Source organism: Roseibium sp. MB-4, from assembly GCF_053005265.1.
The window spans coordinates 1699653-1713174 of sequence record NZ_JBRKQB010000001.1; the positions used below are offsets into that span (position 1 = coordinate 1699653).

A 13522-nucleotide genomic window follows, 5' to 3' on the forward strand; every position below is an offset into this window, starting at 1 on the left:
CCTAAGCCTGTCCTGACCAGCCGGCGGGCGTTCCTTGCTGGGACAGTTTTGTGTCTTTCCGGCACAGCTGCCGGAGCTTCAATGGATGTTGCGGATCTGCGCGGCTCGATCGATTCCGCTGACCTTGGTCTGATACCCAACGCCACGAATGACCAGACCGCGCAGTTTCAAAATGCCGTCAACCGGGCAGTCGAACGCGGTCGGGCCCTGTTTCTGCCCGCAGGCACCTATCCAGTGGCAAACTTGCGTCTGCCGTCCGGTACACTGATTGTCGGTGTTCCGGGTCGGACGCGCCTTGTTTATCAGGGCGGCGGCGGCCAGCTCATCCGGGCAGAAGGGGTCAGCAACATCGGCCTTACCGGAATTACGTTTGATGGAGCGAACCGCTCCATCGGCGACTTCACGGACGGTCTCTTGCACTTCATTGGGGTCCGCAATCTGGCGATCGACGAATGTGAAGTCGCCGGGTCAACCAAATCCGGGCTCCTGCTCGACCGGTGCTCCGGCCGGATCGAGAATTCCCGGATATCTGGGGCTGCCGAAGCCGGTATCCGCTCCAATGAGGCTACCGGCCTCTCCATCATCGGCAATACCGTAACGGACTGCGCCAATGGCGGTATATGGATCCATCGCTGGCAGGACGGCGAAGACGGCACCATCGTCTCCGGCAACCGTGTTGAACGGATCAGCGCACGGTATGGCGGCACCGGTCAATTCGGCAATGGCATCAACGTGTTTCGGGCTGCCGGTGTTGTTGTCTCCAACAACAGGGTGGCCGACTGTGCCTTTTCCGCGATCCGCTCCAACGCCGGATCCAACATCCAGATCATCGGGAACTCCTGTTTGCGGTCTGGTGAGACCGCCATTTACAGCGAATTTGGTTTCCAGGGCGCGGTGATCGCCAACAACATCGCGGACGGCGGCACAATCGGCATCTCAATTGCTAATTTCGCTGACGACGGGAGGCTCGCTGTTTGCTCCGGAAACCTTATCCGGAACATCAAAGACACAGGCCCCTATCCGCCGGATGTCGCCGGGTTTGGGATCGGGATTGCAGCCGAAGCCGATACGACGATAACCGGCAACGTCATTGAGGGCGTTCCGAAATACGGCATGCTGCTCGGCTGGGGCCCGTATATGCGCAACATCATTGCATCACAGAACGTCTTGCGGGACTGCAACATCGGAATTGCAGTAAGCGTTGCCGACGGCGTCGGGCCTGCGGTCATTACGAACAACATCGTTCAGGGCGCCAAGCAAGGCTCCATCAATGGGTTCCGCTGGCTTGAGCGGGCGACGGGTGAACTCAACGGCACGTCCGAATTCTCCAATTTGACGGTGCACAGCAACCAGATCTGGAGTTGAGCGAGCGCATAGAGGCGAGTTTTACGCAGGGGTTGTAGAGCCTTCACCCGTGGTTTTATCCTCCAGTGACGGCTCATACACCACCACACAATTCCGTCCGTTTGCCTTTGCGCGGTACATAGCCAAATCGGCCCGGCGCAGAACCATCGATAGTGCCCGGTCTTTTTCCAAAACCGGACTGATCCCGAAACTTGCTGTGTAGTTGAGTTTGTGACTGGACACCGACCTTTCCAAAAAGGCTTGGCGCAGCTTTTCTGCAACATTCTGGCCGCCTGATACGGTGGTATTGGGCAAGAATACTGCAAACTCTTCCCCACCAATCCGACCGAACAGATCGTAGTTGCGAACGAAGCCCATCGTCACCGCAGCACAATCCTTCAGGATCCGATCTCCAATCTGGTGCCCATAGGTGTCGTTCACTTCCTTGAAGTGATCCAGATCGAACATGATCACGCAGGCATCCTCGCCGCCGCGAATGGCGCGGTTCAGTTCCTCGTTTCCACGTTTCAAGAAAACGCGCCGGTTCGGAGCACCCGTCAAAGCGTCCGTCGACGCCAGTTCTTCGGCTTTCCTCTTGGCCTCTTCAAGTTCGGCAGTCCGCTCGCGGACTTTCTGATCGAGCGTGTCTTTGACATGTTCCAGATGCCGGACCTGCTGGCGAACCTGTTCGCGCGTTGCATGAAGGGTCAGGACCAGGACGCCAATCACTCCCAGCAGAAGCTGCGTGTTGATCAGGGTGGTGTTCCTGTCGATGCCCTGCAAAGGCCCCTGGCCCAGCGCAGTCGGGACAATGATGCCTCCAATCAAGAACAACAACGCAAAAGAGATGTAGATCCGACTGAGGCGCAGGGAGGCCCACATGAGCAAGACCGGCAAGACCGCGAGTTCGAAACTTTGCATCAGTCCGCCGACATCGCTCCAAAACGCAATGTAAATGGCGGACAGGATCAAGAGGAAATTGGCGACTGTCTCGAAACCCGGCAAAACGCGTTCTGTCTTGTCGGACAGATAAACAGCAAGCGCAAACGGTGTGATTGCCAAGACACCGATCGCATCACCGGTAAACCAGGTCGCAAATGTATTACCGTAGTTTTGCGCATCGATGAGGCCCGCTGCCAACAGCCCCGACACGCCAATAAGGGCACTGACTGCCGCACCGCCTGCAACACCAATCACCAAAAAGGCGGACGCAGAAGAGACACTCTGGAACATTCGAAAGGGGCGGAAATAGCGATGCAGCACGATGCTGCATCCAACCGATGCCAACACATCGCCAATTCCATTTGAGATGCCAGCGAGGAGCACCTGTACAGCCGAACCAACCGATGAAAAATCAGCATACGCCCAGACGTTGCCCAGGAATGCACCTAAGATCACACCCGGCCAGATGTGCGGCCCGCGCAGAAGCGCCCAGGTGAGCATCAAACCGGATGGCATCCAGACCGGGGTGACGTTGCCTGGAGGAATAGCAAGCGTTTGCCCCAACCGCGCAGTCAGGACATAAAGCCCTGCCACCAAAGCTATTTCACTGATCCGAAACCAAAAGGTCGGCACGCATATGTCTCCCCGGGACACAGACCCCCACCGGTCCCCACCTGACGTAATCCCGAATACCTTTCAGTATTTTCGAATGCCAAAACCTTTCCATACGCAAAATCACGTATTTCACAGTCAATCGGAAATCCCGGGCCCCGATTGATCTAAACACCGGTTCGGCCAAAGCGGCAGACCCTGAGCGGCAGGATCTGCGCCTTGTTACATCTGACAGTAATCCAGCGTTAAGCTGCTTTGCTGGCGAATCGCAAGGACAGGCAGGACAAACCACCATCCACTTTACGCGCCTCGTGCGTGGGAAGAACAACCGTCTTGAAACCAGCGGCTTCGATGGCTGCAAGGGTTTTGGGGTAGCCTTCCGGCACCAAAACAACGTCGTTCACACGGATCACGTTGGCCGCATAGTCTTCCCCGTCCGGCACAACGACGACTTTCCGTTCGCCGAAGAACCCACTGTTCGCCATCACCTCAGTTGCCAGAATGACGCCCTCACCAAGGGTCGAGCAGGCAGTCTTGAAGTGGAGCACACCTTCCGGCGTTTCACAGACCTCCGCGTTGTAACCCCATTCTTTGAGGAGTTGTGCGAACGCGTCTGCACCTTCCCGGTTGGTGCGCGCTGAAAGCCCGATCAGGATCACATCGTCCAGCATCAGGATGTCGCCGCCATCAACGTAGCCGCTACCCGGCAATTCAACGACCTTGTCGAAACGTGCATCGAGCGCTGCCCGAATTTCCTTGCCTTCACCCTCACGGCTTGCCGTGCCCGGGCGCAATTGGATCGCACCTTCAGGAAGGCAGAAGGCGGGATCCTCAACAAAACAACTGTCCGGATAGGCTTCCAATTGAGGCAATACGTCGACGGTCAGCCCTGCGTCTTGCAATGCCTTGACGTAGAGCTCATGTTCTGCGCGAAACGCGTCACCGCTGGGATCACCTGTGTCCACAGCCCGCAACCCGTTCGCGACACTGTCTGCCGGCTTGCGGGTGATAGCATGAGTGAAACGATAGGACAGACCGGCGCGCGCCACCATTTTGGAACTCCAATGACAATAACAAACCAAGACCCAGCCATTCGCAGAGCAAATTTGCAAGATGTGAATGCGCTGAAACAGTGCATCGATCGCGCCTATGCACCGGTAAAGGCGAGGCTCAGCGACCTGCCCGATGTTTCCGCAGGGTTAGAATCCGAGATCACAGACAACGTGGTTTATGTGGCTGAAACCGTCGAAAACATCATCGGATGTGCGGTCTTGGCGGTTAATGGCGAGACGGCTCAGCTCGTCAACATCGCGGTCGATCCGGAATACGGTGGACGCGGTGCCGGACGAAAACTCATAGAGGTGATCGAAACCCACGCTCGGGACATGGGCGCAATAGAGATCCAGCTGGCAACGCATATCGGAATGCCGGAAAACGTTGCACTTTACGCGCATCTCGGCTGGTCAGAGACCGGACGCTCTGGCAACAAGGTCCGGATGAGCAAACCAGTCTAGGGCCGTGCACTGCCGCGTCAGTTGGCCGGCAAAGCCTCTTTGAGCATCTGAAGGAATTCGCTGCGCGGCCGGATAACACCTGCCTCCGCACCCCGGCGCGTCAGGACCGGCGGGTTGACCAGACGATCCAGGAGCTTTGCCTCGGCCTCATCAAGCTCCAGCATCACTTCGAGCACGGTTGCCATCATGACTTCGGCGGCCCGGGTCGCGCCGTCGTCGCACTTCAAGGCAACACCATATCCAAGCTCGGGGATCGAAGCGCAGAAAACGCCTTCCGCACCGGTCTTAACAAAGACACGTCCGCGGAAGCCTTCCATGACCTTGGTGCAGAAGCGATCCGCACCAGCGACCATGTAGGGCTCATTGATACAGGCGTCGAAAATGCGTTGCGCTGCGTCCTGGCGGAGCGGCTCCAGCCCCTCGCCTGTTCCAAAGGCCGCAAATGCGCGGGCAAAGCTGTTCAGCGGTGACGCGTAGGTCGGGATTGAGCATCCGTCGGTGCCGCAAACGTCTTCCGAAACGACGTCGCCGGTCATTTGCTCCATCACGTTCCTGATTTCGCGTTGCACCGGGTGGGACGGCTCAACGTACCCTTTCGTTTCAACGCCCATGACCTTGGCAAGGCCAAGAAAACCGGCGTGTTTTCCCGAGCAGTTGTTGTGCAGCCCGCAGGGTGTTTCATCGGCTAGAATGAGTTTTGCGGCGTCCTCCATCCGCTTTGGCCACTGGGGCCCACACTCCAAATCATCCTCGGTGAGACCCGCCTTCATCAGCATGACACGCGCAGAATTGGCGTGAACCTCCTCGCCATTATGCGAGGCGCAGGCAAGCGACAGTTCTGCGTCGCTGAAATCCAACGCCTCCGCGGCACCGGATTCCACAAGCGGGATGGCTTGCAGAGCCTTGATTGCAGAGCGCGGAAAGACGCGAGCTTCGAAATCACCAACACCGCACACCAATTTGCCATCGGCATCAACAACCGCGACGCTGCCGCGATGCAGGCTTTCAGTCAGCTGGCCGCGGGTCACGTCCACAAGGGCAGGATTGGTCATCAAGGTCTCGTTTCGCTCGGTCTGAATTGATTGAGATTTTATGCGGATTCGGCGCGCGCCGCAGTCAAAAAGCGCGATAGGCGTTCCAGGGCCTCGTCAATCACCACATCCTGTTTGCAAAAGCAAAAGCGGATGAAGCCGGTCGGTGCGTCCGAGCCATAAAACGCCGACACAGGAACTGCAGCAACACCCGCCTCTTTCACCAGGAGCTCACAGGCTTCGACATCATTGTCACCCAGCCCGGTCCCTGTGATCCCGCAGGTCAGGAAGTAGGTCGCCGCACAGGGCAGCACCTCGAATCCCAACGCGGAGAGGCCTTTTGCCATGCGGTCCCGCTTTGCGCTCAAATCATCTGCAAGACCCTGATAGTAGCTGTCATCCTTGCCGATTCCATAGGCCACGGCCTTTTGCAGGTTCGGCGGAGTGGTGAATGTGGTCCATTGGTGGGCCTTTGCGATCGGATCCAGCATAGACGCCGGGCCGGTGATGTAGCCGACTTTCCATCCTGTCAAAGAGAATGTCTTGCCCGCCGAGCCGATCCGGATCGTCCGCTCGCGCATGCCGTCAAACGTCATCAATGGCCGGTGCTTGTGGCCGTCAAACACCAGATGCTCGTAAACTTCATCGCAGATTGCATAGGCATCATGCTGTTTGCAGAGGTCTGCGATCAGACCAAGCTCGGCGTCTGAGAAAACCTTGGCGGTCGGGTTCATCGGGTTGTTGATCAAAACGGCTTTGGTCTTGTCCGAGAATGCAGCTTTCAGAGCGTCTTCATCCAGATGCCAGTGCGGAGGAGTCACACGGACGCGAACCGCGATGCCACCGGCGCGTTCCACCAGCGGAAGATAACAATCATAAAGTGGTTCGATCAAAACCACCTCGTCCCCCGGAGAGACAAGCGACATGATCGCATCCGACAGGGCCTCGGTTGCCCCTGATGTCACAAGCACTTCGGTCTGTGGATCGATCTCAAGGCCATAAAATCGGTTGTTGGCATCGGCGACCGCCTGCCGCAACTCCGGAAGTCCGAGCATGGGCGGATACTGGTTCGGCCCTTCCATCAAGGCTTTGGCGGCCGTCTCGCGAATGTCTTCCGGTCCATCGACATCCGGAAAGCCTTGACCGAGATTGACGGCCCCATGCGCCATCGCAAGGCGCGACATGGTTTCAAAAACAGTGGTCTGAATGCCGGTGAAAACCGGATTGGTCGACTTCATGATATCCCCAATGTTTGCTTCGGCTTGTTTAGTCTGAATTGGCCGGACCGTCGAGGCCTTCATGGGCAAACCGAACACCGCAGATATTTGACAGCCTTGAGCCGCCCCCTTCAGATGGTTCTGAACGGAATCGGGATGCGTCGGGCACAAAACGGTGGCCCAACAGCTCGGGTCGGTTGCGTCAGGTTGTTGAGGTAGAAATGTTGAAGGTTGTCCACCGCCCTCTAATACGCGCCCTCAAGTTTGCCGGGTTCACGGTTCTTGGCGGCATCGTCGCGATCATCGCCGTTGCGATCTTCTATTTGAACAGCCTGTCGGATCTGGAGCCCTGGCACACGGTCCACCTCGACGAGGATTATACGGCAGACGGGGCCGTTAGCTCCTTTACCGACTACCTCGCCATGGAAGACCGCCTGTTTGCCGAACTCCAGGACGAGTTGATCTCCAAACTCAGCTTCGGCCCCAAAGATGAAGTCAATCGTTTCCAGCCTGACAGTGTTTCAAATCCGCTGACCTGGCCGCGGAATTGGAACCGGTCGTTTCTATTTGAAACCGAAAGCCCCACTGCTTCCGTCCTCTTGCTCCACGGAATGTCGGATTCCCCCTACAGCCTGAGAGAGATGGGACAGTCCTTGCATGAAGCCGGAGCCAACGTGCTCGGACTGCGTCTGCCGGGACATGGCACGGCCCCGGCCGGTCTTCTGGAAACCAAAGCTGAGGACATGATTTCCGCGACCGCGCTCGCTGCCAAGCATTTGAAGGCGATGCAGCCGGACAAACCGCTTTTTGCCGTTGGCTACTCCAATGGCGGCGCCCTTTCGGTCGTGCACGCACTCCGGCAGTTGGAGGACCCGTCTCTTGCAAAGATCGACCGGATTATCCTCTTGTCCCCCGCAATCGGGGTTACACCGGCTGCGGCCTACGCGCCAATCGCCATTCAGCTCGGCCACATTCTGGGTGTCCAGCGTCTTGCCTGGAGTTCTCTCGGCCCCGAATACGATCCTTACAAATACACGTCCTTTGCAATCAATGCCGGCTATGTCACCCACCAGCTGACGATGGAAATCCGATCGCGCATGGACACGGCCACCGCGGATGGATCAGTTGCCGCCCTGCCACCAATCCTTGGCTTTTCGTCCGCAGTCGATGCGACGGTGATCACCCGGGATATGATTTCAAATCTCTATGCCAAGCTGCCTGAAAACGGATCGGAACTGTTTTTGTTCGACACAAATCAGATTCTCACAAAACGTCCGCTGCTCTCCGATGATGCGGCAGATTTTCTGGACCCGCTTGTGACTGACACAGCCCGCACCTACACCTTGCGCGTTATTACCAATGAAACGCCATCGGACCGAAAGACAGTCTTGAACACATTTGTCCCCGGCACCAATGACCCGTCTGTGCAACGCCTTGACCTCTCCTGGCCACGCGGTGTTTTCTCACTGGCGCACATCTCGCTCCCGTTCTCCGCGGAAGACCCGCTCTACGGCATAATCCCGCAGCCGGAAATCTCCAGGCTTCAGTTGGGCGCACTTGCGCTGCGCGGAGAACGCGGGATTTCGGAAATTCCGGCCGGTGACATGCTGCGTATGCGGTGGAACCCGTTTCATTCTATCATGTTGTCGGAAACACAGAGTTTCCTGGATCTCACTGTTCAACAGCGGGACTAGATGCGTTGGAACCTAGCGCTCCATTGAATGTGTCACCAGGGTTCTGCCCTCTTTCAATTCGGCTAGAATCCACTCGATCCGTGGAACCAGCGCGCGGTGACGCCGATTTAGGTAGTGATAGAATTCGACTGAACGAAGCTGCATTGATCCCTTGTAGATCCGCCCATTGCCGACGGTTTGCATGACGGTATCACCGGGATTCTCGGCAGCGATCACAATGTCCAGACGATCCAACTCCAGCATCTTGAACAGAATGTCCGGGCTTTCAACGGGCGTGACGTCCGGGAGTTTTGCGGTCATGCGCTGTGCGAACAATGCTCCATCGACATACCCGACCCGGAAGCGGCCCATCTCGTCCAGCGTTAGACCGGCCAATTGCGGATCATTTGTATAAGCATAGATGGGGAGGGAAATAACCGGGATCTCAACCCGGACAATCTCGGTAAAGTGGTGACCGACCTGCCGGGTTCTCAGCAATTCACCATCCGCTGCGCCGCTTTCAACTTCCTGAATAGATCGGTTAGGGGTGAGGTAAAGCACGGAAAACTCTACACCAATCGCCGCGTAGGCCTCACGGAGCAGCCTCAGCCCCTCCATATTGTGGCGCATCCCCTCAACGGCGGTGAACTTGAAATAGGTCTCCGACACAGCACGGTCTGGCAGCCCTATGGTCAGAGACAGGACAACACAGATGACCCATAGAAGTGTTTGCAAACAATCATTTCTTGTCACGCACAGCTCCTCTCAAAGAGCCCAAAGGCGAACATTTAATACTATATCGCTTAAATTGCAGTATATGGCCTTTTCTACCTTACGTAAATTTCCAATATCTCCCTGTTAGCCACCGGCAGGCTCGGCGCGCATTGCATTTTCATTTAACATTCCCTTCATGGGGTCCTCTTATGGTTTTCACCATTATGGGTCACAACCGGCAGTTTCCGCCGGGCTCTCATACCGGAGGATAGATTATGCTTGGCGTTATCATCGGCTTGGTCGCCATCGTGCTGGGAGCCAGCGCCTTGCTCACACGGGGAGGTCCGGCTGCCGGCAGTTCCCGTGTGTCAAAGATCCTTACAGGGAAGCCAGTCGGCGTTTTTCTCGTGCTAATCGGCGGCTTCATGTTGATGTCGACGTCTTTCGTCTTCGTCGATGCAAACAGCGTTGGCCACCTCAAGCGCATCTATGCATTTAAAGAGCTGCCCGAAGGCCGGATCATCGCGCTTGAAGGCGAAAAAGGCCCCCAAGCCCAAATTCTCGGCCCCGGGTTTCATTTCATTCCGCTGGTCAGGGTCCTTTACGATTTCGAGGAATGGGATGTCGTCTCCATTCCGGAAGGGTATTACGGTCAGCTGACGGCGCTTGACGGGGCGGCCATGCCCTCAGGCATGTTCATGGCGCCCGCAATCTCCGATTCAGAAGTCGGCGACATGCTCAAAGCCGAGAGTTTTCTGACAAAGGGGGGGCTTCGGGGCCCTCAGGAAACGGTTCTGAAGCCGGGCCAATACCGTTTGAACCGCTATCTCTTTGACCTACGGCTCGATGAAAACACGAATGCGACCATCATCCCGGCAGGGCATGTGGGTGTGGTCAAATCGAATGTCAGCCAACCCGGGATCAATTGTGTAGAGGAAGAAGTCTCGGCCTCAACAGCCTCGCGCGAAGCGTTGACCGTCCCGCTGGTTCCGCGCGGCTGCGTTGGCATCTGGAAAGAACCCCTGTTTCCGGGAGCCTATTATCTCAACCGTCAGGCCTATGAAGTCACGCTGGTCGATACGCGGGTTCAGACTTGGGAGTACAAGGGCGGATATACCAAACGCATCATCGACCTCTCCGTGGACCAGCAGGGTAACATTCAGCAGAACGAGCGCTCCGTTCAGGAGCGCATCCCGGATGATGCAGCTGACCGGGCCGTCTATGTCAAAGTCGAGGGCTGGGATATTCCACTGGAACTCCGCGCGCTCGTGCAGGTTGACCCGACAAACGCGCCGGTCGTGGTTGGCTCGGTCGGCGGTTTGGGCGAGATCGAGAACCGTATTTTGACGCCGGCAATCCGGTCGATCGTGCGCAATGTAGCGGGCGCCTCCATCCGGGTCCCGGACAAGAACGCTGATGGAACGCCCGTCGAACCAGCACAGTTCACGGTACGCCCGACACGGGTTCTGGATCTCATTGAAAACCGTGATGCGCTTGAGCAAACCATCGAGCAACAGATCAAGATCGAAGGCAACAAGGCCGGCGTGAACATTCGTGAAATCCGGCTCGGTGAACCGGCTATCCCGCCGGAACTTCTGGTGTCCCGTCTCCGGGTTCAATTGGCCGACCAGCTCTCGACCGCTTATGAACGCGAAACGGACGCGCAGCAAAAGAGGATCGAGACCGAACAAGCCCGCTCAACTGCTGACGAGCAACCCCGTTTGGTCGAAGCCCAGATCGCCGTGCAAGTCGCCAACCAGCGCGAACAGGAACGGGCGGCTCTGGGCCGGGCAGAACGGCAATATCTGGAGGAACTGGCCCGCGGTCAGCGCGCTCAAGTTGACGTTCTCGGCCAGGACCGGGTTGCGCTCTTGCAGGCACTGGAAAAGCTCCTGACATCGCTGGAACGCAAACCGGAGCTCGTCGGTCTCGTCGGCAAACTCGTGCCGAACACTGTTGTGGGTGGTGACGGTGCAGGCCTTGCTGGAGCAGCTGCTCTTCTGGGGGCTAGTATTGGTGGGCAATCCTCTGCTTCGGGAACACCGCGAACACCTTCGCAATAGCGCCCTTTGGATTGGTGGCCAGGCGAGGATTGTTTGACACGTCCAGGCCTTGGTCTCCTGAACCCATCGAGGAATGATGATCCTTGTTTGTTTCAAGACATCGACTTCGCCGCAACCGCCCCTATCATTGTCCAGTAGCATTCCTGTTGCCGCAATAGACTGGACCTTGTTTGGCAGAAACTGCGCCGCCTGACACACAAAGAGCCGCTTCCAGCAGGGCTCAAGCATCTGCCGAGGAGATGTCGCGCCTTAAGTTCGCTGAAAGGGCCGGCCTTAAGCTTGCTGTCCTGTGCCGGACCGCGGTCATTGGGGTCTGTGCCGTCTATTGGGTTGCAGCAACAGCCCTCATCGGGGCCACGGTCTCTCCCACGGCCATGGGTATTTTGGCGAGCCTCACGATCTATGGCGTGATCGCCTATTTTCTTATCGGAACGCGCCTGGACCGCTGGTGGCTGAAATATACAATTTACACTATCGACATCCTCGCCGTTTGCGCGGCCTTCGCGCTCCTCCCCTTGCGCCAGGGCCAGGACATTCCGCAAATTATCGCGTTTCGGGCCTATGGCATTCACTTCCTTTTTCCGCTGATCGCCTTAGCCTGTCTTTCGTTGTCCTGGCGTCTGGTGTTGTGGAGCGGTTTTGTCGCTTTGGCAGGCTGGTTCACGGCCTACTGGTGGGTCCTGCAGGATATGCCGCGCATCATCGAGTGGCGTGATTTTCCAGACAATCCGACCACTGCGGACTACGAAACCCTTTTCCTGTCGACCGAGTTTGCGGGCACCGGAAACCGGATCGGGGAAGCCGGCATGCTGTTTCTCGCCTCAGCCGTGCTGGCTCTTGCGGTCTACCGGGCGCGGCGCGTCTTTTTTGCACAGCTTAGAGCCGAGCAAGCGCGCGAGGAGGCGCAGGCAACAAGAGAGCGCGCAACCAGCGTTCTTGGAAAATACGTCCCGGAGGCCGTGGCGATGCGTCTGGTCAACGACACTCAGGCGATGGTCCCGCAAGAGGTGCACGGCGTGGTGTTGATCGCCGATATTGCCGGTTTTTCAGACTTCGCGTCCGGCAAACCTCCGACCGAAGTGATCGGACGTCTGAACGACTTCCTCGATCTGGCGGCAACCAGCGTTGCCACACATAACGGTGTGGTCATTCTCTTCACCGGCGATGGTTTGCTGGCAAGTTTCAACACCCCTATTCCGATAGAAACCCCGGAACGCGCCGCACTGGCCTGCGCCCGGGATCTGGTTGCCCATGCGCATTCTGAAGGGTTCCAATTGCGTGTTGGCCTTGCCAGTGGCCCGCTGGCGGCGGGCAGCGTAGGTTCCTCTGAGCGCCAAGCGTTCACTGTTTACGGGGAAACCGTCAACCGGGCGGCCCGGTTGGAAACATTGGGCAAGGACCTGAATGCTGCGATCATCGCCGACACTGGCGTTGCGCAAACGTCAGATGAAATAGAACTGACCCTCTCAGGTGAACACCAACTCAAGGGAATTCCCGGCAGTTGGCCAATCTGGACGTGGCGTCCGGACTGATCTGCCGGAGCACAGCAGGGCAAAACTAATCGGCGCTTGGGTTGCCTTGACCGGTGATCATGGCTTCCAGAGCGGTCTCCACGATTTTCTCCAACTCACCGCTACCGCGCATGTCTGCCAGAACAGCGGCCAGTTGCGGTGCCAGCGCCGCATGCTTTTCATTCAGATAGTGAAACATCGGTTCCACCTGAAACGGCCGCCCCAGGGGAACGACATCGGCCAGGCCAAGTTCGGCAATGGCCAGCGCACCGTCGATTTGATCACTGACGACCGCATCGAGGCGGCCAGCCGCGAGCAGACGAAACAGCTCGATCTCCGACTGTCCGGCCCACAAGTTCTCAAAACCTTGTGTGAACTGTTCCGCTTGAACAATACCTTCCAGATAGCCCACACGCAGCTTCGCAAGATTTCCAGTTACAATCTGATCTTTGTCGGCCCCGCGCACATAGACGACCCCCTTCAATTCCATGTTCGGGACCGGCACTTGCACCAAGGTGGGATAGTGCTCTTTGACTGCTCCAATACGGACAAGCTCGCCATCAACCTTGCCGCTTGAGGACACCACCAAAGACCTGTTTCCAGAAGTTGGATAGATCTCAATCGGAATGCCCAAGCGGTCATAGGCTTGTGTCATGATGATCTCGACAATCTCGGTCAACGGCGAATTTTCGATCGTCGAAATCACGAGCGTGTCCTGCTCTGCCTGAGAAGGAGAAGCCCAAACCAACACCACAAAGCAAAATGCATAGAAACGACACAACATGAACTGCGTATTCCGCCGCACCATTTTTCTTTTCGTACAATAGGATTAAAAATCACAAAAAAGATAATGATTTCAAAACCCAAGAACTTTCAGAAATACTTCCCGAAATTCTAAGCA

The 13522-nt window shown here is 57.0% G+C and carries 11 protein-coding genes; 5 read left to right on the forward strand and 6 right to left on the reverse strand.

The window, feature by feature from the left end:
* The first annotated feature begins 12 nt into the window (after positions 1–12).
* On the forward strand, positions 13–1365 hold the full coding sequence (locus ACVDG4_RS07950) for a TIGR03808 family TAT-translocated repetitive protein (RefSeq protein WP_447235098.1): 1353 nt from the start codon (positions 13–15) through the stop codon (positions 1363–1365).
* Between the two features lie 21 nt (positions 1366–1386).
* Here the strand turns inward: ACVDG4_RS07950 and ACVDG4_RS07955 are convergent, their stop codons facing one another.
* Together ACVDG4_RS07955 and ACVDG4_RS07960 are read right to left on the reverse strand one after the other, a co-directional pair.
* Positions 1387–2919, reverse strand: a complete 1533-nt coding sequence (locus tag ACVDG4_RS07955; protein WP_447234635.1) for a sensor domain-containing diguanylate cyclase — start codon at positions 2917–2919, stop codon at positions 1387–1389.
* Between the two features lie 224 nt (positions 2920–3143).
* Complete coding sequence (locus tag ACVDG4_RS07960) at positions 3144–3950, reverse strand: dimethylarginine dimethylaminohydrolase family protein (RefSeq protein WP_447234636.1); 807 nt, start codon at positions 3948–3950, stop codon at positions 3144–3146.
* Positions 3951–3962: 12 nt separating this feature from the next.
* On the opposite strand from ACVDG4_RS07960, the gene ACVDG4_RS07965 reads away from it, so the two are divergent.
* Positions 3963–4412: a GNAT family N-acetyltransferase gene (locus ACVDG4_RS07965; protein ID WP_447234637.1), complete on the forward strand. Its 450-nt coding sequence runs from the start codon at positions 3963–3965 to the stop codon at positions 4410–4412.
* A gap of 17 nt (positions 4413–4429) precedes the next feature.
* On the opposite strand, the gene ACVDG4_RS07970 is transcribed toward ACVDG4_RS07965, so the two are convergent.
* Complete coding sequence (locus ACVDG4_RS07970; protein ID WP_447234638.1) at positions 4430–5464, reverse strand: asparaginase; 1035 nt, start codon at positions 5462–5464, stop codon at positions 4430–4432.
* Between the two features lie 38 nt (positions 5465–5502).
* Complete coding sequence (locus ACVDG4_RS07975; protein WP_447234639.1) at positions 5503–6681, reverse strand: aminotransferase; 1179 nt, start codon at positions 6679–6681, stop codon at positions 5503–5505.
* Between the two features lie 200 nt (positions 6682–6881).
* Here ACVDG4_RS07975 and ACVDG4_RS07980 point away from each other — a divergent pair, with 200 nt between their 5' ends.
* Entirely contained in the window at positions 6882–8354 is a 1473-nt protein-coding gene (locus ACVDG4_RS07980) for an alpha/beta hydrolase (RefSeq protein WP_447234640.1), read from the forward strand.
* A 12-nt stretch (positions 8355–8366) separates the two neighbouring features.
* On the opposite strand, the gene ACVDG4_RS07985 is transcribed toward ACVDG4_RS07980, so the two are convergent.
* On the reverse strand, positions 8367–9086 hold the full coding sequence (locus tag ACVDG4_RS07985) for a transporter substrate-binding domain-containing protein (RefSeq protein WP_447234641.1): 720 nt from the start codon (positions 9084–9086) through the stop codon (positions 8367–8369).
* A 236-nt stretch (positions 9087–9322) separates the two neighbouring features.
* Here ACVDG4_RS07985 and ACVDG4_RS07990 point away from each other — a divergent pair, with 236 nt between their 5' ends.
* Together ACVDG4_RS07990 and ACVDG4_RS07995 are read left to right on the forward strand one after the other, a co-directional pair.
* A complete protein-coding gene (locus ACVDG4_RS07990; protein WP_447234642.1) occupies positions 9323–11110 on the forward strand; it encodes an SPFH domain-containing protein in 1788 nt (595 codons plus the stop codon).
* Positions 11111–11349: 239 nt separating this feature from the next.
* A complete protein-coding gene (locus ACVDG4_RS07995; protein ID WP_447234643.1) occupies positions 11350–12642 on the forward strand; it encodes an adenylate/guanylate cyclase domain-containing protein in 1293 nt (430 codons plus the stop codon).
* Positions 12643–12667: 25 nt separating this feature from the next.
* Here ACVDG4_RS07995 and ACVDG4_RS08000 read toward each other — a convergent pair whose 3' ends face one another.
* A complete protein-coding gene (locus ACVDG4_RS08000; RefSeq protein ID WP_447234644.1) occupies positions 12668–13327 on the reverse strand; it encodes a substrate-binding periplasmic protein in 660 nt (219 codons plus the stop codon).
* Positions 13328–13522 lie beyond the last annotated feature (195 nt).

What these genes read in the sequence shown, in the direction of transcription:
- ACVDG4_RS07970 (WP_447234638.1), bottom strand. Translation starts at nt 5,464, where the DNA reads ATGACCAATCCTGCCCTTGTGGACGTGACCCGCGGCCAGCTGACTGAA.
- ACVDG4_RS07965 (WP_447234637.1), top strand. Translation starts at nt 3,963, where the DNA reads ATGACAATAACAAACCAAGACCCAGCCATTCGCAGAGCAAATTTGCAA.
- ACVDG4_RS07995 (WP_447234643.1), top strand. Translation starts at nt 11,350, where the DNA reads ATGTCGCGCCTTAAGTTCGCTGAAAGGGCCGGCCTTAAGCTTGCTGTC.
- ACVDG4_RS07980 (WP_447234640.1), top strand. Translation starts at nt 6,882, where the DNA reads ATGTTGAAGGTTGTCCACCGCCCTCTAATACGCGCCCTCAAGTTTGCC.
- ACVDG4_RS07975 (WP_447234639.1), bottom strand. Translation starts at nt 6,681, where the DNA reads ATGAAGTCGACCAATCCGGTTTTCACCGGCATTCAGACCACTGTTTTT.
- ACVDG4_RS07990 (WP_447234642.1), top strand. Translation starts at nt 9,323, where the DNA reads ATGCTTGGCGTTATCATCGGCTTGGTCGCCATCGTGCTGGGAGCCAGC.
- ACVDG4_RS07960 (WP_447234636.1), bottom strand. Translation starts at nt 3,950, where the DNA reads ATGGTGGCGCGCGCCGGTCTGTCCTATCGTTTCACTCATGCTATCACC.